At 71.8% G+C, this 19,572-nt stretch carries 12 protein-coding genes and 1 pseudogene; 6 read left to right on the top strand and 7 right to left on the bottom strand.

The window, feature by feature from the left end; translation table 11 throughout:
* A partial coding sequence (locus ACFVYI_RS29455) for an IPT/TIG domain-containing protein (protein WP_387891206.1) occupies positions 1-740 on the top strand: 740 nt, incomplete at its 5' end.
* Between the two features lie 99 nt (positions 741-839).
* On the opposite strand, the pseudogene ACFVYI_RS29450 reads toward ACFVYI_RS29455, so the two are convergent.
* Positions 840-1,938 (bottom strand): annotated as a pseudogene (locus tag ACFVYI_RS29450) (ISL3 family transposase); the annotation flags it as partial.
* Positions 1,935-2,774: a transposase gene (locus ACFVYI_RS29445; protein WP_387891203.1), complete on the bottom strand. Its 840-nt coding sequence runs from the start codon at positions 2,772-2,774 to the stop codon at positions 1,935-1,937. The gene ACFVYI_RS29445 and the pseudogene ACFVYI_RS29450, both read right to left, overlap by 4 nt.
* A 60-nt stretch (positions 2,775-2,834) precedes the next feature.
* On the opposite strand from ACFVYI_RS29445, the gene ACFVYI_RS29440 reads away from it, so the two are divergent.
* Positions 2,835-3,317, top strand: coding sequence for a hypothetical protein (locus tag ACFVYI_RS29440; RefSeq protein WP_387891201.1), 483 nt, complete (start codon positions 2,835-2,837; stop codon positions 3,315-3,317).
* 1,588 nt (positions 3,318-4,905) lie between these two features.
* Here the strand turns inward: ACFVYI_RS29440 and ACFVYI_RS29435 are convergent.
* Complete coding sequence (locus tag ACFVYI_RS29435) at positions 4,906-6,534, bottom strand: FAD-binding protein (RefSeq protein ID WP_387891199.1); 1,629 nt, start codon at positions 6,532-6,534, stop codon at positions 4,906-4,908.
* A 292-nt stretch (positions 6,535-6,826) separates the two neighbouring features.
* Positions 6,827-7,159, bottom strand: coding sequence for a hypothetical protein (locus ACFVYI_RS29430; RefSeq protein ID WP_387891196.1), 333 nt, complete (start codon positions 7,157-7,159; stop codon positions 6,827-6,829).
* A gap of 124 nt (positions 7,160-7,283) precedes the next feature.
* Between ACFVYI_RS29430 and ACFVYI_RS29425 the strand changes: the two genes are divergently transcribed.
* A complete protein-coding gene (locus ACFVYI_RS29425; protein ID WP_387891193.1) occupies positions 7,284-8,090 on the top strand; it encodes a TetR/AcrR family transcriptional regulator C-terminal domain-containing protein in 807 nt (268 codons plus the stop codon).
* 25 nt (positions 8,091-8,115) lie between these two features.
* Here the strand turns inward: ACFVYI_RS29425 and ACFVYI_RS29420 are convergent, their stop codons facing one another.
* Entirely contained in the window at positions 8,116-8,640 is a 525-nt protein-coding gene (locus ACFVYI_RS29420; protein WP_387891209.1) for a TetR/AcrR family transcriptional regulator, read from the bottom strand.
* 329 nt (positions 8,641-8,969) lie between these two features.
* Here ACFVYI_RS29420 and ACFVYI_RS29415 point away from each other — a divergent pair, with 329 nt between their 5' ends.
* From ACFVYI_RS29415 to ACFVYI_RS29405, 3 genes are all read left to right on the top strand, one after another.
* On the top strand, positions 8,970-10,151 hold the full coding sequence (locus ACFVYI_RS29415) for an FAD-dependent monooxygenase (RefSeq protein WP_387891191.1): 1,182 nt from the start codon (positions 8,970-8,972) through the stop codon (positions 10,149-10,151).
* 513 nt (positions 10,152-10,664) lie between these two features.
* The gene (locus ACFVYI_RS29410) at positions 10,665-14,555 is read left to right on the top strand and encodes a Pls/PosA family non-ribosomal peptide synthetase (protein ID WP_387891188.1); all 3,891 of its coding nucleotides are present in this window, start codon (positions 10,665-10,667) and stop codon (positions 14,553-14,555) included.
* Positions 14,556-14,635: 80 nt separating this feature from the next.
* The gene (locus ACFVYI_RS29405) at positions 14,636-16,000 is read left to right on the top strand and encodes a M1 family metallopeptidase (protein WP_387891185.1); all 1,365 of its coding nucleotides are present in this window, start codon (positions 14,636-14,638) and stop codon (positions 15,998-16,000) included.
* Between the two features lie 60 nt (positions 16,001-16,060).
* Here ACFVYI_RS29405 and ACFVYI_RS29400 read toward each other — a convergent pair whose 3' ends face one another.
* A complete protein-coding gene (locus ACFVYI_RS29400) occupies positions 16,061-17,734 on the bottom strand; it encodes a carbohydrate binding domain-containing protein (RefSeq protein ID WP_387891183.1) in 1,674 nt (557 codons plus the stop codon).
* Positions 17,735-17,989: 255 nt separating this feature from the next.
* Positions 17,990-19,261, bottom strand: a complete 1,272-nt coding sequence (locus tag ACFVYI_RS29395; RefSeq protein ID WP_387891181.1) for a lipase family protein — start codon at positions 19,259-19,261, stop codon at positions 17,990-17,992.
* Positions 19,262-19,572: the final 311 nt, after the last annotated feature.

Genomic DNA, 19,572 nt, shown 5'->3' with positions numbered 1-19,572 from the left:
CGGTACCGAATCAGGGGCCCCTCTCCGGCGGCAACACGGTCACCCTGACCGGAACCAACCTCACCACCACCACCGCTGTGAAGTTCGGCGCCTCCGCCGCACCCTCGTTCACCATTGCCTCCGACAGCGTGATCACGGCGACCGCTCCACCCTCGACCGCTGGCCCCGTCAACATCACCGTCACCACTCCGGGCGGCACCAGTACCCCGAACGTCTTCTACTACTACGTCAACATCCCCACGCTCACCAGCACGGTACCGAATCAGGGGCCCCTCTCCGGCGGCAACACGGTCACCCTGACCGGAACCAACCTCACCACCACCACCGCTGTGAAGTTCGGCGCCTCCGCAGCGACCTCGTTCACCATTGCCTCCGACAGCGTGATCACAGCGGTCTCGCCGTCGGGCAGCGGCACCGTCCAGGTCACCGCCACCACCCCCGGCGGCACCAGCAACGGCTTGACCTACACCTACCTGCCGACTCCCACGCTCACCAGCGCGGTACCGAATCAGGGGCCCCTCTCCGGCGGCAACACGGTCACCCTGACCGGAACCAACCTCACCACCACCACCGCCGTCACCTTTGGCGCCACACTGGCCGCCTTCACCGTCGTCTCCGACACCCAGCTCGTCGCCACCGCCCCACCGGGAACCGCCGGACCGGTCAACCTCACAGTCACCACCCCCGGCGGCACCAGCAACAGCCTCCCCTACACCCGCCTGCTCCCGCCCAGCCTCTAGAGTGGCGAAAGTGCTCGTCACAGCCAGGGTCTGTGAAAAGAACGGGGTCTGTAAAGAGAACGGCTCTGTCCCGTAACCGGTGGTAGCGCCGTGTAGTGATCACTGGAGGAGGATTCGGTGGCGGAGCAGGGGGAACGCGGCTCGGCCGTGCATCTGTCTCATGATCCGTTTGGTTCGCGTGTTGACGCCCTCGGTGCGGCCGTTGTGGAACGGGAGGGTGAGTGCGGCGTCGACGGCGGCCCGGTCGAGTTCCAGGCCGTTCGTGAAGGAGTGCAGGTGGGGCAGGTCGACGGAGCGAACTGATCTGATCCAGTCGGTGAGCTTGGCGTCGTTGCCCTCTTTCGGTGTCAGCAGTTGCGCGAACTCTCCGGTCAGACTGGCGAGTTCGGTCATCTCGGGACAGGTCTCGGTGAGTTCTCCCAGTAGTGCGGCGCGAAGCGCTGCGAGGTGGTGACCGGCCTGTCGCCCTCGGCGCAGCCCTGGGTGATGTAGCGGACCAACAGGTTGGCGCTGCCGGTGCAGCCCAGTTCCTTGATCTCGCGCAGGAGGTGGGTGACGGGCACCGCGGGGTCCTCGGCCCGACGCCTGCGCAGGTGGTCGCGGTAGGGGTCGACGAGTGTGGGCTTGTAGCGGGGTGCGCGGCGGTCGCCGGTGGGCTCCTTCATGCGGGCGTAACGCTTGACGGTGTTCAGTGCGACGTCGAGGCGGCGGGCGCATTCGAGCAGCCCGACACCTTGGCCGAGCAGGCCGTGGACCTGCTGCCAGCGCTCGCGGGTGGTCTGCTCGCGTACGCCCCCGGGCCGGGCGGGGTTCACCGCGGTCGCCCAGCAGGCGGCGTGGGAGCGGACCTCGGCCAGGACCTTCCCGCACAGGTTGCTCCACAAGTGCCACCTGTCGCTGACCTGCACCGCTTCGGGGAGGGCTTGGCCGATCGCCTCGCCGTAGGAGCCGGAGCCGTCGCGGCAGACGTACTCGATCCGGGGTGCTCGCGCAGCCACGCAACCAGGGTCTGGGTGGTGCGGTCGGGCAGGACGTCGATCCGCTCGCCGGTCTCGGCGTCGATGAGCACGGTCGCGTAGCGGTGCCGGCGCTTGAGGGCGAAGTCATCGACGCCGAGCACACGCGGGACGCGCGGCGGCGGCAATGCCTGGCGCATGAGCACACGCAGGGCGGTCGAACGAGAGATACAACAGGCTAAGAGCTGTCCCGTAAATGATCTACGAGTCGTCTCGGGCATGGTTGGCCGCGATGTGACCCGCTGATCGATCCGGCGAGGGCAAGGTTGTGCATCCGTGCGATGCCGAGCATGGCCTGGTGGACGCCGTCCCCCTTCAAGCGGCAGTCGCGGAGGATCTTCCAGGTCTTCATGCGGGCTAAGACGTGCTCGACGCGGGCCCGGACCTGCTTGTGGGACTTGTTGTGTTCCTCCTTCCAGTCGGGGAGTTCACTCTGGCCGCGCTTGCGGCGGTTCGGGATGACCAGGCCGGTGCCCGGGTAGCCGCCGTCGGCGATCGTGGTCGTTCCGCTGACGGCGGCCTTGGCGCCGGACTCCTCCCAGGCCTTGCAGTCGTTGCGGTTCCCGGCGAGCGGCCGGCCGACCACGACGACCAGGCGGGTGTCGGCATCGATGACGACCTGGTGGTTGGTGGAGTACCGGTAGTTCTTCGACCGCTCGGCGACGGTGTGATCCCGGGTGGGGACCAGGGTGCCGTCCACGATGAGCACGGTGTCCTTCGCGAACCGCTTGCGGGGCTGGAGCGCGAGCATCGGTCCAAGGTTGTCGATGATCCGGTCCGCCGCCGACTTCGAGATCCCGAACAGCGGGGCGAGCTGCCGCATGGTCGGGTTGGTCCGCCAGTAGGCGGCGACCAGCAGGGTCCGGTCTTCCAACGGAAGGCTCCACGGCCGGCCCTTGCGGGCCGTGTCCGCACCTGCGCGACGCAGCACGGTCACCAGCTTCCCGAAGGCGCGCGGGCTCAGCCCGGAGAACGGGGCTATCCAAGACGGCTCCGACGCCGTGATCACACCAGCCACATCGAGATCATCTCGCCCATGCGACCACTTCTGCTCAGGTCCGTGGTCGAGAATCCTGCCATGAGCGAAGGTGACCGCCACGAGGCATCCACACGTACATTCCTTGCATGCGCAGTCGAAGTGGCTCGCCTGCTGGACCTTGAGGCGGCGGCCGACGTGCCTGCAGACCGACGTGCGCGGCACCTGGCCGGAGCCGCACGAAGGCCACTGCTGGAACGCGCCACCCTGTCTGAGGAGTTCTTCGATCCGCTGATGGCTGCTGCTGTCTACGACCCGGACCCAAGCTTCTGCCGCTGGTTCGTCGAGCCGGCGCTCTACGCATTCGGGCGCCGCAGGGTCATGACAGCATTGCTCGGCTATCTCCGCACGGGCACGACCGCAGAGATAGCCGGTGCCCGGCGGGCCTGGTACTGCGCACATCTGCCACTACGCGCTGACCGGTCACCGGCTTACGCGCCCAGCGGAAGCCGCGATCCGGCCCTGGATGAAGTGGACGACGTGGTGGACCAGTGGCTGGAGTCGTCCAGCGCCCAGCAAGTGTGATCGCGATGCCTCAGGGAGCCACGACCAAGCCTGAGACCCTCGTGGCCAGAGAGCCGTGGCGCAACTCCACGGGGTTACGGGACAACCCTTAGTTGGTCGTGCACACCATTTCCCGGCTCCGCGGCTTCCGCCGCATCCGCATTTGCTGGCAACGACGCGACGACATCCACGAGGCCTTCCTCGGCCACGCCACCGCCTGATCACCCACCGGCACGCCCAAGGCCTTTGCAAGGACCTTTCAGCGCGCGCTCCAGCATGGCCTGCTCCTTGACCGGGTCCATTCCGTGCTCGGCCCACCGCCTGCGGCACGGGCAGGTTGCCTTGGCTCAGCCAGGACCAGGTGTCGGTGACGGTCTACGCGAACGGCCGGCTGACGGAGGCGGCCGCAAGCGCCGACGACGAGCCGATGACGGACGCCCCGGGTGGCTCCACCTCGGCGGGAGCTCCGTCCACTGGCGCAGGCCGTGGCCAAGCAAGATCTCGTCCTCCACCCCACATCAGCTCCCCCGCGTCACCGGTCACGTTCACGCTCGGCGTCGCGAACATCGACCGCATGGACGCTCCTGCCAGAATCACCGGGCGCAAGGATCCGACCGCCCTGTGCCGCCAGACGCAAACCATCACGGCAACCGGCCGACACACTCCACCCGAGAAAACACCTCCGGACGGAGAAGGCCCATACGGCCGAGCCTGAACGTCTTGGTCACCGCGCGTCCGGTGCTCACCTTCCGCCGCCCGCAGTCGGGAACGACCCCAACCCGCCATACGGCGACCGACCGACATCCAGACCGGCGGCGGCCACAACCTCTCACGCCGGGGAGTCGACGCTCGCCGGCTCGGCGGGCCATCCCTCGTACACCGCCACCGTGGACACATACACGTACCAACCGACGACCGGCCCCAGGGCCCGGATGCCGACCAACACGTCGCGCGGTCCACGAGAGGAAACAGAAGTGTCGATCACCACGTCCGAGGGGCGATGCGCGGCGAACCGGCGAGGCGCCTTCAGGCCGCTCGCCATCTCCGCGCAACGCGATCGCACCGGGCACCGGGTGTCCGGACCAGCCCCGCCTGAAGGTACTCACCTCCCAGTTTTGTTCCAGCGCGCCGGTCACGATGGCCAGTCCACCAACTGCCACCCAGGACCAGAATCCGCATGGAGGTGGCCATGCCAGCCGCCGCCTCCGCCGGCAGCTCACTCCCGGGCCCGCACACCAGGCCGCCCGGGTGCCGATCAGCAGCCAGGCCAATTCCGCGCATGCTCACACAGAGGCGCCAGAGAGCGATTCCGGCCCTCGCCCGGCCTCTCCGACCGCTGCTGCTCGAACAGCTGTCCCCTGCACTGGTCGAACCTGACCAACCGTCAGCTCAGGTCAGCAAAAGTCAGCACCAGCCCGAGCCCACCCTCACAGATACGCGCATACCTGAGAGCTCAGCGCACGGCACGACGGACCCGCGCCAGCGCTGTGAGGAGGTCCAGCTGGGTCCACCGCGCTCGGGGTAGCACCCTACTCCGACCCCTTTACTCGAACCATTCGCCCCGATATCATCTGTTTTCCGGATGGTCGGCGTGGCACTGCGTGCCGAGTCAGGACGACAGGGTGATCGACTGGGCGTGGTGGAACACGTTCTTGTCGTCCCAGGTCTTCTTCGCCCTCTGCAGGCGGCTGTAGTTCTGCTTGTAGTAGAGCCGCTGGTAGGCCGGGTGCTCCTGGTCGGCCGTTCCGAGGTCGACATCGGGGTAGTTCACATAGGCGCCGTCGGTGTCCGTGTCGATCTCCGGGATGCCGTTGGTGGCCTTGTAGACCGCCCGGTAGAGCCCGCTGAGGTAGGCGAGGTGCGCGGCGTCCTTCGTGGGGTCGGTCCAGTACGTCTGGTACTGGAGCTTCATGACCGAGTCGCGCTGCGGGATCGCGGCGTCGGCGGGCTTTCGCTCGTTGATTCTGCAGCCGTAGGAGTCGATCTGGACCAGTGTCTGCGTGAGGTCCACATCGGGGACGGTTTTGGTCAGCCACGCCCAGAAGGCATCGATCTGCGCGGTGCTGAAGCGCCGCCGGTGGTAGGCGGATTTGTACTTGCCGCGCTGGTTGTCCCCGGAGGGGTTCAGGGTCATGGTCGCCTGGAACCACGGCATCTGACGGCGCTTGTCCGGATAGGGCAGGAACAGACCGCCGACGGTGTGGGTCTGGACCGTCGCCTTGCTCGTCAGCCCGGCCTCCATCGCGGCCAGGAACTCCTCCAGCGGCGCCGGATCCTCCTCGTCCCACTGGCTGAGCAGGACGACGTTCCCGTTCGACCAGTGGGTGAGTTTGAGGATGGAGAAGAGGCCCCGGTAGACCGTCTCCTTCGCCCCGCTGTGCTGGGCGAAGAAGGCTCCGAAGTTGTCCACGAGCCGGTGGAAGTCCTCCGGGTGCTTGAGCAGGTCGCCCCAGGACCAGGCCACGCTGCTCAGCCAGACCCGCGGTGGCGGCTTCGGGAGATGGCCGAAGTGGTAGCGCAGGACGACCCCGAAGTTCCCGCCGCCACCCCCGGTGTGCGCCCAGAAGAGGTCCTTCTCCGGCGACGCCTCGGGGTCGTCCCGGTGGGCCGTGGTCACCTCCACCCTGCCCCCGCGGACGGTGACCACGTCCACCTGGACGAGGTGGTCGACCGTCAGCCCGTCCCGCCGGGAGAGCAGTCCGTACCCGCCGCCGCTGACATGGCCGCCCGCCCCGACCGAGTAACAGGACCCCGCGGGCAGCGTGACGCCGTAGGTGCGGAACAGGGTGGTGTAGACGTCCCAGTTGGTGGCGCCGCCCTCCACGCAGTAGGTGGGCGCACCGAACTTGTCCTTCGCCGCGCGGACGCCGCGCAGGGTGCTGAGGTCGAGGATGACGCCCCGGTCGTTGTCGACGAACCCCTCGTAGCAGTGCCCGCCGCCCCGGATCGTCGGGCGTAGCCCCTTGTCGAGCGCTCTCCTCAGCTCCGCCACCGCATCCGCGTCGTTCCCGACCAGCCGAATGAGGGCCGGTTTGCTGGACCATCGCTGATTGAAGCCCTGACTGAGCGTCTGGTACCGCGAATCGCCCGGGAACACCGAGCGACCGTCGGGGATCCCGGCCGGCTCTGCCGCGGCCGGGCCGGCAGCCGCGCCCAGGCCCAGCGAGGCGGCGGAAACCCCGGCGGCGGCCATTCCGGCACTGCCCAGGAAACCACGGCGGGAGAATTCTTGACTCATGTCAGGACCCACTTTCTCGACTCTGAGAAGCTGGCACCCGCACGCTAGCACGGGCATTCGCTCATGTGAATACCTGTACGAATTAGTGTGACTGTACGTCCTTTTCGAAACCCCTTCCGTATCCCCTCGCCCCAATCCCGTTGTCAGTGGCACAGGTTAATGTCACGCCACCGACCCGAAGCCTCGACCGGAGGCGTCCCGATCCCGGGAGAATGCGATGCGCAATAAGAACGTCAATACGATGAACCTGGACCGCGATGGCGAATTCCCCGCAGGCACATTCCGCCGGACGCTACTCGGCGACCGGCACGGAGAGGTCGTCCTCGGAGAGCACCTGATAGACCGCGTTCAGACTGGGCGGGCCGACCAGGTCCTTGATCCGCTCGAAGCGGCGCTCCTCGATCGGGGTCAGCCTCTCCATCCACTCCGCGATGGACTCGGGGCCGTGGTCACCCTCGATGATCGCGATGGTGACGATCTCCTGCGGATCCTCCAGGCCGGCGGCCGTGATCACCCGGGTGCGCGGATCCCCCGGAACGATCTCGTCCGGGATCCAGCCCTTGCGGAACTCCCCGTACTCGACCCCGTCGTTGAGCCTGCGCACCATGACGCCGATGAGCTGCATGACATCCTCCCCGATGACTTTTCTTGCAGTGCAAGACCCTGCTGTCCGCTATTGTTTTCTTACATCGCAAGAACTGTCAAGGCGCGGCTCGGCCACAGCGTCGGCCACGACGGAGGAGCACCCCATGGCGGCAAGCGGACGCGGACGCCCGAGGACCGGCCTGACCAGGGAGAAGGTCATCGACGCGGCGCTGGCCTTCGTCGACGAGAACGGGCTGTCGGCCCTCTCCAACCGGAAACTCGGCGCGGCACTGGGCGTCGAGGGCATGACGCTCTACTACTACGTGCCCAGCAAGGCGGCCCTGCTCGACGGCATGGTGGAGCGCCTGCTGGAGCTGTCGGCCGGCGACCTGTTCGTCGAGCCCGCCGGACAGTGGACGGAGGTGGTCCGTGACTTCGCCGTCGCCCTGCGACGCATGCTGCTCGACCACCCGGCGATGCTCACGGTGCTGGCCACCCGCCCGGCCGCCACCCCGGCCGCGCTGCAGCTGCTGGAGCGCGGGGTCACCGCACTGCGCGCGGACGGCGTGCCGCTCGCGGACGCCTTGGACGTCCTCAACGCGGTGGTGTCGTTCACGCTCGGACACACCTTGGCGGAGGTCGGCGAGACCCCGCACCACGAGGGCACCGAGCCGGATCCCGAGCAGTTCCGATCGCTCGATCCGACGGCCTACCCGCAGCTGGCTCAGGCGTTCGACAGCGGCGCGGGGCTGGACTCGGCGCAGCGGTTCCACCGCACGCTCCGCATCCTGCTCGCGGGCTTCGCCACGGAGGTCGACGCGAGCACCGAGGTCGACGCGAGCGCCGGAACCGACGCGAGCGACAAGGGCCTCCCGGACACGACCGGCGCGACGCGCAGGGCCGAACCGACCACGACCGCCACGACCGGCGACACCGGCCGGGCCGAAGGGGGCGGCCGCCCGGCCCGCTGACCCGCGCCGCCGGACTCGGCGCGGCTCAGCCCGACGCCCCGTCGACGCCGTCGGGCCCACGCAGCGCCGTCGCGACCAGCCCCCGGATCTCGTCCGGCCGGACGTCCCCTCCGCCGACCAGACGGTCGAAGACCAGCCCGTCCACACAGGCCAGCAGCGAGATGGTGCGCCCCTCCGGATCCGCCACCCCCTGCCCGGCGATGAACGCGCGGACGGCGGAGCGGGCCGCGTTCTCGCGCGGGACGAGGATCTCGCGCAGCTCGGGATCGCGCACGCTCTCCACCGCACAGGCGTAGCGGGCCAGCGAGCGCCGGCGCCCCTCGCCGGTCAGCCTGTGCTCCGCGAGCACGGCGATGCCCTCGGCCAGCTCGGCGGCCGACCGGATCACCCGCACCTGTGCACCCATCGCCCGCAGCTCACCCTGGTCCAGCTCGACGAGTCGCCGGACCAGCGCGGCGAGCAGCGCCTGCCTGGTCCGCAGGTACGCCGAGGTGGTGCCCGCCGGCAGGCCGGCCGCCGCGTCGACCGCCCGATGGGTCAGACCCCGCACGCCCGCGTCGGCGAGCACGCCGATCGCGGCGTCCGCCAGTACGGTGCGCCGGTCGCTCCGGCGCGCGTCCGGCCCGTGCCCGCCCGCCGCACCCGGCTCCGCCGCCCGCTCCCGTCGCCGGTCCTGCCGTCGACCCTGCTCCTGCCCCCGGTCCTGGCCCTGCTCCTGCCCCTGACCTTGGCCCTGCTCCTGACCGTCACCCGAACCGTCGCCCTGCCCCGTGTCCGGGCCCTCCGCTGCGCTCATCCTCCCTTTCTACACCCGTAGTAAGCCCGTAGTACTCTCCTTCTACGGATGTAGAAGGCAATGCGACGACAGGGGGGCCGAGCGTGAGCGACAACAGCGCGGTGGTGGTCGGGGGCGGCATCGGCGGACCGGCGGCCGCGATCGGGATCCGGCTCGCGGGGTGGCAGGTCACGGTGATCGAGCGGACGCCGGTGCCGGACGACGCGGGGGCCGGCATCTCGCTCGCCGCCAACGGTCTGCGCGCGCTCACCACCCTGGGCGTCGGCGAGGCCGTGGAGGCCGCGTCACGTCGCCAGTACACCGGAGGCACCCGCACGCCGGACGGCCGGTTGCTGGCCCGGATGGACGGAACGGCTCTGGAGCGCGAGCTGGGCGCCCCGATTCTGGGCATCCCCCGCGCCGCCCTGCACCGGATCCTGCGGGCGGCACTGCCGGCCGATTCCCTGGTCATCGGCGCGGAGGTGACGTCCGTGGACACCACCGGGCCGTCGCGCGTGCGGGTCGCGTACGGCGACACCATCCTCGACGCCGGGCTGGTGGTGGCCGCCGACGGGATCGGCAGCCGGTTGCGCCGGCAGCTGTTCCCGGCCCATCCCGGCCCGGTGTACAGCGGGTCGACGGTGCTGCGGGCGATCACCGCGCAGCCGGTCGCCGGGCTGGACGCCGACTTCGAGCCGACCTGGGGCCGCGGCGCGGAATTCGGCCACATCGCGTTCCCGGACGGCCGTGCCGAGTGGCACGCGGTGGTCAACGCCCCCGCCGGCCTGCGTCACCCCGACCCGCTGGCCGAGGTGCGCCGCCGCTTCGGGGGCTGGCACGACCCGATCCCCGCGCTGCTGGCCGCGACCCGCCCGGATGCCGTCCTGCACCACGACGTCCACGAACTGGCCACACCGCTGCCGACCTATGCGGCGGGGCGGATCGCGCTGCTCGGTGACGCGGCGCACGCCATGACACCGCACCTCGGACAGGGCGCCTGCCAGGCGCTGGAGGACGCGGTGACCCTGGCCTCCGCACTCGGCGCGGCGCCGACCGTCGAGGCGGCCCTCGTCCGGTACGACGCCGAGCGGCGGCCGCGCAGCCAGACGGTGGCACGCGACGCCCGCCGGGCGGGCCGGATGGGCCAGCAGCTCGCCCACCCGCTGGCCGTGGCGGCCCGCAACACGGCGATCCGGCTGACGCCGTCCGGTGCGATGATCCGGACGATCCTGCGCCACGCCGACTGGACGCCGCCGCGCATCGCCCCGGCGCGAGCCCGACCCTGACCCGGCCCGTCGCCGTACACTCGCTGGAGAAGGCCTCCCGGGAGCGGCCCGCCGGACACCGGCGGCCGCCGCCCGCCCCTCGACTTCGCAGCAGGCCCGTGCGGCCCCGGGGCGACGGCACCCCCTGAAGGGACGTCCGGGCCCCGCCCGGGAGCCGCGCCGGAGTCGACCGGAAGCACCGGATGCGGCCCCGCCACCCGAAGGGAGCACAATCCGGTGTGGCGTGGCTCACTTCCGCAGAATTCGTCTGACGATCAGTCAACTCGACTGACAGATCGTCACATCCATCCCGGAGGGCCACAGTTAATGACTGATAATCCGTCAGATTCGGCCATTTCAAGGCAAGTTGATTGAAGTGTCGGGCAGTACAGCGTTCATCACCCGGGGCTACGATCTGTCGGGTTGTCCGCTCCGGCCCTGGAGTGGGGTCACCCGATCAGCTGAGTGCTCCCACCGCCCCAAGGGCCGGACACGGTCGGAACCAGGGGCGAGGACGAGGAGCGCACGGCTGCCATGACAGCTGAACCGAGCCAGACAGAGCAGAGCACGGGGGCCGTGCAGGCCCCGCAGGCCCTCTTCCCCGGACGCCCGGCCCCGGCCCCGCGCACCCTGGTCGACATCCTGGACACCGCCGTCCGCGCCCACCCGAACGAGCCGGCCCTGGACGACGGACACACCGTCCTCGGCTACCGGGCGCTCGCCGCCGAGGTCGAGCAGCTGCGCCGCCGGCTGGCCGGCGCGGGGATCGGCCCGGGCGACCGGGTCGGCGTCCGCGTCCCCTCCGGCACCAACGACCTCTACATCGCCATCCTCGCCGTACTGGCCGCGGGCGCCGCCTACGTACCCGTGGACGCCGAGGACCCGGACGAGCGCGCCCAGCTCGTCTTCGAGGAGGCCGCCGTCGCCGGCGTGCTCGGGGCCGACCGCGCCCTGACCCTCACCGACGACCAGCGGCCCGCCGTACCCGCGGACGCCCGGCCGACCCCCGGCGACGACGCCTGGATCATCTTCACCTCCGGCTCGACCGGCCGGCCCAAGGGCGTCGCCGTCACCCACCGCAACGCCGCCGCGTTCGTCGACGCCGAGGCCGCCCTGTTCCTCCAGGAGGAGCCGATCGGCCCCGGCGACCGCGTGATGGCCGGCCTCTCCGTCGCCTTCGACGCCTCCTGCGAGGAGATGTGGCTGGCCTGGCGCTACGGCGCCTGCCTGGTGCCCGTCCCCCGCTCGCAGGTCCGCAGCGGCGCCGACCTCGGCCCGTGGCTCGCCGAGCAGGAGATCACCGTCGTCTCCACCGTCCCGACGCTGGCCGCGCTCTGGCCCGCCGAGGCGCTGAACGAAGTCCGGCTGCTGATCTTCGGCGGCGAGGCCTGCCCGTCCGAGCTGGTGCAGCGGCTGGTCACCGAGGGCCGCGAGGTCTGGAACACCTACGGCCCCACCGAGGCGACCGTGGTGGCCTGCGCCGCGCTGCTCACCGGCGACGGCCCGGTCCGGATCGGCCTGCCGCTGGACGGCTGGGACCTCGCCGTGGTCGACGAGGCCGGCGAGCCGGTCGCCCCCGGCGGCACCGGCCAGCTGGTGATCGGCGGCGTCGGTCTGGCCCGCTACCTGGACCCGGTCAAGGACGCCGAGAAGTACGCCCCCCTGCCCTCGCTCGGCTGGGACCGCGCCTACCGCAGCGGCGACCTCGTCCAGGCCGACCCCGCGGGCCTGCTCTTCCTCGGCCGCGGCGACGAGCAGATCAAGCTCGGCGGCCGCCGGATCGAACTCGGCGAGGTCGACGCCGCACTGCAGGCCCTGCCGGGCGTCGCCGGTGCCGCCGCCGCCGTCCGCACCGCGCGCGGCGGCAACCAGCTGCTGGTCGGCTACCTGGTCACCAAGGACGGCTGGGACCGCGAGCTGGCCGTCAAGCGGCTGCGCGCCGAGCTGCCCGCCGCCCTGGTGCCGCTGCTCGCCCCGGTGGACGCCCTGCCCACCCGGACGTCCGGCAAGGTCGACCGGAATGCCCTGCCCTGGCCGCTGCCCGACCTGGAGGCCACCGGGCCCACCGAGCAGCTCTACGGCACCGAGGCCTGGCTGGCCGAGCAGTGGACCGAGATCCTCGGGGTGCCGGTCAGCGGCCCGCGCGAGGACTTCTTCGCCATCGGCGGCGGCAGCCTGGCCGCCGCCCGGCTCACCACCCTGCTGCGCACCCGCTACCCGAGCGCCGCCGTGCTGGACATCTACCAGCAGCCGACCCTGCGCAAGCTCGCCCGCCACCTGGAGCGGTCGGCGGCGGACAGCGGTGAGACCCGCACCGTCGCCCTGGTGCCGACCAGGGCCAAACTGCTCCAGCTGCTCCTGCTGATCCCGCTCTTCACCGTGGTCGGGCTGCGCTGGACGGTCGCCCTGCTCGCGCTCGGCAACGTGCTCGCCTGGTTCGGCTACTACCCCTGGGCGCCGACCGCCTCCTGGTGGGCGGTCGGCGCGGGTGCGCTGGCGCTGTTCTCCCCGGCGGGCCGGCTCGCCGTCGCGGCCGGCGGCGCCCGGCTGCTGCTGCGCGGCCTGCGGCCCGGCAGCTACCCGCGCGGCGGCAGCACCCACCTGCGGCTCTGGACCGCCGAGCGGCTGGCCGAGGTGACCGGCGCCACCTCGCTCTCCGGGGCCTGGCTGATCCGCTACGCCCGGGCGCTCGGCGCCAAGGTCGGCCCGGAGGTGGACCTGCACTCGATGCCGCCGGTCACCGGGATGCTCAAGCTGGGCCGGGGCTGCGCGGTGGAGGCCGAGGTCGACCTCTGCGGCTACTGGCTGGACGGCGACCGGCTGGAGGTCGGCCTGGTCAAGGTCGGTTCGGGGGCCGTGGTCGGCACCCGCTCGACGCTGCTGCCCGGTGCCCGGGTCGGCAAGCGGGCCCAGGTGGTGGCCGGCTCCAGCGTCACCGGACAGGTGACGACCGGCCAGCGCTGGGGCGGCGCGCCCGCCGTGAAGCTGGGCCGGGCCGAGCGGACCTGGCCCAAGGACCGCCCGGCCCGCCAGGCCCGCTGGGCGGCGCTGTTCGGTGCCAGCGGCACGGCGCTCAGCCTGCTGCCGGTGCTGCCCGCGCTCGCCGGCCTCGCGGTGCTCTCCCGCTTCGTCCACCCCGGCGACGGTCTCGGCGCCGCGCTCGGCGGCGCCCTGCTCGGCCTCCTCCCCGCCACCCTGGCGTACGGCGCCGTGTACGCGACGCAGCTGGTGGTGGCCGTGCGGCTGCTGAGCATCGGGCTGGCGCCGGGCGTGCACCCGCTGCACGGCCGGGTCGGCTGGCAGGCCTGGACGGTCACCCAGCTGATGGACCAGGCCCGCGAGATCCTGTTCCCGCTGTACGCGGGCCTCGTCACGCCGCTGTGGCTGCGGGCGCTGGGGATGAAGGTCGGCCGGGGCGCCGAGGTGTCCACCGTGCTGGCGCTGCCGAGCCTGACCACGGTCGGGGACGGCGCGTTCCTGGCGGACGACACCCTGATCGCCCCGTACGAGCTGGGCGGCGGCTGGCTGCGGCTCGGTGAGGCGAAGGTCGGCGAGCGGGCCTTCCTCGGCAACTCGGGGATGACCGCGCCCGGGCGGGCCGTCCCGGCGCGCGGGCTGGTCGGTGTGCTGTCGGCGACGCCGAAGAAGGCCAAGAAGGGCAGCTCCTACCTGGGCATGCCGCCGATGCGGCTGCCGCGCTCGGCCGACCAGTCCGACCAGAGCCTCACCTACGAGCCGCCGGCCCGGCTGCTCTGGGCGCGCGGGCTGGTGGAGGTGGCCCGGCTGCTGCCGGTACTGGCCTCCGGCGCGCTCGGTGCGCTGACCCTCGCCTCGCTCTCCTGGCTGTCGGCGAGCTGGTCACCGGTGGTGGCGGCGCTGCTGTCCGGTCTGGTGCTGCTGGCGGCCGGCGGGGCGGCCTGCGTGGTCGCGGTGGCGGCGAAGTGGGTGCTGGTCGGGAAGTTCCGGGCGGTGGAGCACCCGCTCTGGAGCGGCTTCGTGTGGCGCAACGAACTCGCGGACACCTTCGTCGAGGTGCTGGCCGTGCCGTGGCTGGTCGGCGCGGTGCCCGGTACCCCGGTGCTGAACGTCTGGCTGCGGGCGCTCGGCGCGGGCGTCGGGCGGGGTGTCTGGTGCGAGAGCTACTGGCTGCCGGAGGCGGACCTGGTGACCCTCGGGGACGGGGTCACCATCAACCGGGGCTGCGTGGTGCAGACCCACCTCTTCCACGACCGGATCATGCGGATGGATACTGTCATCCTCCGCGAGGGCGCCACCCTGGGCCCGGGCGGCATCGTGCTGCCCGGCAGCACGGTGGGCGCGCGCAGCACCCTGGGCCCGGCCTCGCTGGTGATGCGCGCCGAGTCCGTCCCCGCCGACACGCGGTGGCTGGGCAACCCGATCGAGGTGTGGCAGGCCACCTCGTGACCGCCGCCCCCTTCGAGACGCCCGCCACCTCCACGTCCCCCAGTTCGCAGGGAGCGCACGACCCGGTGAAATCCCGCCCGGTGAACCACCAGCACGCCTCGGCGGCCCCCACCGCCGCCCCGGACCCGTACTTCCCGAACAGCGGGGACACCCGCTACAGGGTCCACCGCTACGAGCTCGCCCTGGACTACCGGCCCGGGCCCAACCGGCTGGGCGGCACCGCCCGGCTCAGCGCCGTCGCCGGGACGGTCCTGCCCGAGTTCGCGCTCGACCTCGCCGAGTTCCGGATCGGCCGGGTCCTGGTGGACGGCAAGGCCGCCCGCTACACCCACCGGGCCGGAAAGCTGCGGGTGCGCCCGGCCAAGGCGCTCGCGGCCGGCGCCGCGTTCACCGTCGAGGTGCACTACACCGGGAACCCGCGCCCGGTGCGCAGCCCGTGGGGCGGCCTGGGCTGGGAGGAGCTGACCGACGGCTCGCTGGTCGCCAGCCAGCCCGTCGGCGCCCCGTCCTGGTTCCCGTGCAACGACCGGCCGGCCGACAAGGCCACGTACCAGATAGCGGTGACCACGCCGTCCCCGTACACCGTGGTGGTCGGCGGCCGGCTGCTCACCCGCACCACGCACGCCTCCAGTACGACCTGGGTCTACGAGCAGAGCGCACCGACCTCGACGTACCTGGTGACCGTCTCGATCGGCCATTACCGACCGGTCGTGCTCGCCGAGCGCCCGGCCGTCCGGCAGACCGGGTACGTGCCCGAGCGGCTGGGCGGCGACTTCGCGGTGGACTTCGGGCGGCAGCCGCAGATGACCGCGTTCTTCGAGGAGGTCTTCGGCCCCTACCCGTTCGGCGAGTACGCGGTGGTCGTCGCCGACGAGGAGCTGGAGGTCCCGGTGGAGGCGCAGGGCGTCGCCACCTTCGGCACCAACCACCTCGGCGGGGGCTGGGAGCGTGAGCGGCTGATCGCCCACGAGCTGGCCCACCAGTGGTTCGGCAACAGCGTGTCGATCGCCGACTGGAGCCACATCTGGCTCAACGAGGGCTTCGCCAAGTACGCGGAGTGGCTCTGGTCCGAACGGGCCGGCGGAACGTCCGCCGCCACCCACGCGACGGCCGCGCACGTCCTGCTGGCCGGCCTCCCCCAGGACCTCAAGCTGGCCGACCCGGGCCGGAAGCTGATGTTCGACGACCGGCTCTACCAGCGCGGCGGCCTCACCGTCCACGCGCTCCGGCTCACCCTCGGCGACGCCTCCTTCTTCCCGATGCTCCGGGACTGGGCCACCACCCACCGGCACGGCGTCGTCGGCACCGCCGACTTCCGCGCCCACGCGGGCCGCTACGCCGACCACTCGCTGGACGCGCTGTTCACGGCGTGGCTGGACCGCCCGGAGCTCCCGCCGCTGCGGGGGCTGAGCGGGCCGACCGGCGTGCCGCGACCGGGCTACTGACGGCCCCGGCCCGGGCCTCTCGTGGTGAGAGGCCCGGGCCGGGCTGCCGGGGGCCGGGCGTCAGCCGGTGAAGCCGGCCGTGACGGAGGTGAACTGCCAGTCGTTCTGGGCGATGCCGGAGCAGGTCTCCTGCAGGCCGCCGCCGGCGCAGCCGCGGTCGCGGTTGACCGACCAGAAGGCGAGCCGGGCGATGTGGTGGCCGTTGGCCCAGTCGCGGATCGCGGTCCAGTTCTGGACGGTGGTGACCTCGTTGGTGTCGCTGAGGCCGTTCATGCCGGAGATCCCGACGTGCGCGTAGGCGGTGGCGTCGTCCCAGCCGAAGGTGGACTTGAGCTTGGCCTTCAGCCCCTCGGCCGCGCTCACGGTGGCGGCGTACATGTCGGTGGAGGCGTTGCCGAAGTCGAACGGCATGATGGTGAAGACGTCGATGTCCGCGCCGAGCGCCTTGGACTGCTCGATCAGCCGGTTGCCGTAGTAGGTCGGGCCGGTGGTGTCGGTGCCGAAGGTCAGGATGGTGCGCAGGCCGGGGTTGTTCTGCTTGACGATCTTGAGCGCCCCGAGGATGCGGTCCTGGACGGCGGTGTTCTCGAACTCGTCACTGTTCTCGATGTCGACGTCGATCGCCTTCAGGCCGTAGGCGTCGATCACCTTCTGGTAAGCGCCGGCGAGGTCCGCCGTGGTGGCGCAGTTGGGGCCGAGCTTGTTGCCGCTCCACCCGCCGATGGACGGGACGACGTCCCCGCCGGCCGCGCGGACGGCGTTGATGGTGGCCTGGTCGACCCCGTTCAGCAGCGGCCGCTGGCTGTCCCAGGTGGGGTTGCAGCCGTTCTGGGCGAGGACGAAGGCCAGGGTGAACCACTTGATGCCGGTGGCGTTCATGACGGTCGCCGGCGCCGGCGGGTTGCCCCAGCCGTTGTAGAGATAGGGCGCGGCCTGCTTGAACCCGGTCGGGGTGCCGCCGCCGCCCGGGTCGGTGGTGACGGCGAGGGCGCCGGACGACCCGGAGGTGTTGCCGGCCGCGTCGCGGGCCCTGACGGTGAAGGTGTACGCGGTGGCGGCGGTCAGCCCGTTGACGGTGGCTCCGGTGCCGGTGGCGGTGGCGACCTTGGTGGCGCCCTGGTAGACGTCGTAGCCGGTCACGCCGACGTTGTCGGTGGCGGCGTCCCACGCGAGGGTGACGCTGGTGGCGGACTTGCCGGTGCTGCGCAGGTTGCCGGGGGTGGTGGGCGCCTGGGTGTCGGTGGGGGTACCGCCGCCGGGGCCGTCCAGGCTCAGGTCGTCGGCGTAGTAGGTGCCCTGGCCGTACCAGCCGTTGAGGTAGACCTCCGCGCTGGTCTGGGTGGCACCGGTGGTGAAGGAGACGCTCACCTTGGTGTAGTCGGCGGCGGAGGTCCAGGCGGAGCCGCCGCCGGTGACGCCGAGGTAGACGTAGCTGCCGCGGACCCAGCCGGAGAGCGAGTAGGTGGTGTTGGGCTGGACGGCGACCGTCTGCGTGCACTTGGCGTTGTCGCCGGCGGTGGCGGCGCCGGCCAGGGCCTTGCTGCCGCCGTGCACGGGGGTGGAGACCACCGAGCCGAGTCCGCCGGTGCAGGACCAGCCGCCCAGGGTGCCGGTCTCGAATCCGGGGTTGCCGAGTTGGTTCGCCGCGTGGGCGGCGGTGGGTGCGGTGAACGCGGCCGCGGCCGCGAGCAGGGCCGCCGCGCCGACGGCGGGCAGTCGGGTGCGCTTGAGCACCGGTGACCTCCAGTGGGGGTGTGGGGGTGGAGGTGCGGGGAGGAGCCCAAAATGGACTGGACCAATTCATGCTGTCAAGTACCGTCCGGCGAGCGGACGGTGAGCGGAGGGTGAACGGGCCCCGGGAGGAGGACGCCGAAGGCCGCACGGCCCCGGGTCCACCAGGAACCCGCGAGCCCGTGCGGCCTCGGCGATCGCCTCGGTCACGTCACGTTCCGGCCACCGGGGCGGCCGGGCGCGACGGATGCCGACGCGTCAGCAGTTGGACGGCGCCGGTTCGCCGGCGAAACGGTCGGCGATCCAGGCCAGGTACTCCTGCTGCGCCTCGAAGGGGATCGTGTTGTGGGTCGCACCCTGGTACGTCGAGTACTCGACCGGCCGGCTGAAGCCACAGGCCCGCTTGACGTACTGGTCGGTGGAGTGGGGGTTGATGACGGTGTCCGCCGTCCCCTGCATCACCAGCACCGGCGCCACGGTGGTGGCGTAGCCCGGGGTGTTCTCGTAGAAGCGCCGGCTCCAGGCCTGCGGCACGTCGCGCAGCGGCTTGAACAGCGTGTCCAGCTGGTGGTTGTCGGCGACGTTGTTCTGGATCACGTCGGCGAAGTGCTCGATGCACGCCACCCCGTCGCCCTCCAGCGCCTGGAGCCCGGCCGGCTGCAGCACGTCGGTCGCGCGCAGCTCGGGGTAGGCCGCCAGGAAGCCCCGGTAGACGTTGATCCGCAGCGCCGCGTTGTGGGCCTCCGAGGACTCGTTGCGCGGACCGGGCGGGACGAGGCCGGCGAACTGCGGGCCGAGGTCGGCCGCCGGTGCCAGCGCGGCCACGCCGACCAGGTCGAGGTCCGGGCTGTAGCCGGGAGCGTCCTGAGCGACGAACAACCCCGCGCCACCGCCCTGCGACCAGCCCAGGACGGCCGTGCGGCTGCCCGCGCGGGCGGACCGGATCTGCTGCGCGGCGGTGACCGAGTCCAGGACGTTGTGCGTCTCGGTCGCGCCGACCACGTACTGGTGGACGCCCGGCGTGCCCAGCCCCTGGTAGTCGGTCGCCACCACGACGTCGCCGGCGCCGAGGAACTGGGTCAACGCGGGGACACCGACGTCGATCGAGAAGGGACTCTGGTAGCTGAAGTAGTCGACGAGGTCCCGGGCCGGGTTCGGGGCGGCGGACGGCGCGCACTGGCGCGGTCCGCCGACCGTTCCGTGGGCCCACGCCACGACGTTGCGCCCGCCGCGCGGGACCGCGCCGGTCGGCCAGACGACCAGGCCGGAGACGGCGACCGGGGTGCCGTCGTGCAGCGTCGAGCGGTAGAGGATCCTGCAGGCCCGGGCGTGGTCGGGCGCCTCGATGCTCCGCGCCCAGATCAGGTCACCGTGGTGGCCCTCGGGGAGCGGGGACGGGGGCTCGTAGAAGGCGTCGCCGCCGGGGCCGACCGGGACGCCGGGGGCGCACCGGCCGGAGTGGTCCGGGCCGCGTCCGTCGTCGGCCGCGGCCGCCTCGGTGCTCAGTGCGGGCAGGGCAAGAAAGGTCACCAGGGCAGCCGCAGTGACTGCCCGTAGCCAGGCTCTCATCAGGTTTCCCATCGCCGGAGGCCGGCTGCCGCCGGTCGGCCTCGGAGGGCGGCCGCGCGAGCCGGCTTGTCATGGTCGAGCCGATGCTACTCTCCGCCGACCGTCGATCGACCGATCGTCACCGGTGCCGCGTGTTGCGGGGATCCGGCCCGGGATCGGTGCGGCGGCGCGGTGGCGGCGGAGCGGCTGTGGGCGCGGCGGAGCGACTGTGGCGGGTGCGGGTGCGAAGGAGCGGCTGCGGCTGACCATCCGGGCCCGCCCGGGATAAGGAG

The sequence above is a fragment of the Kitasatospora sp. NPDC058218 genome (assembly GCF_042882445.1).
In the GTDB taxonomy this organism is placed as follows: domain Bacteria; phylum Actinomycetota; class Actinomycetes; order Streptomycetales; family Streptomycetaceae; genus Kitasatospora.
This window is presented reverse-complemented; position numbering and strand designations above follow the sequence as displayed.

Bases quoted from the DNA above. Each gene is read 5' to 3' on its own strand.
- ACFVYI_RS29410 (WP_387891188.1), top strand. From the start codon at position 10,665: ATGACAGCTGAACCGAGCCAGACAGAGCAGAGCACGGGGGCCGTGCAG.
- ACFVYI_RS29440 (WP_387891201.1), top strand. From the start codon at position 2,835: ATGAGCGAAGGTGACCGCCACGAGGCATCCACACGTACATTCCTTGCA.
- ACFVYI_RS29425 (WP_387891193.1), top strand. From the start codon at position 7,284: ATGGCGGCAAGCGGACGCGGACGCCCGAGGACCGGCCTGACCAGGGAG.
- ACFVYI_RS29430 (WP_387891196.1), bottom strand. From the start codon at position 7,159: ATGCAGCTCATCGGCGTCATGGTGCGCAGGCTCAACGACGGGGTCGAG.
- ACFVYI_RS29435 (WP_387891199.1), bottom strand. From the start codon at position 6,534: ATGAGTCAAGAATTCTCCCGCCGTGGTTTCCTGGGCAGTGCCGGAATG.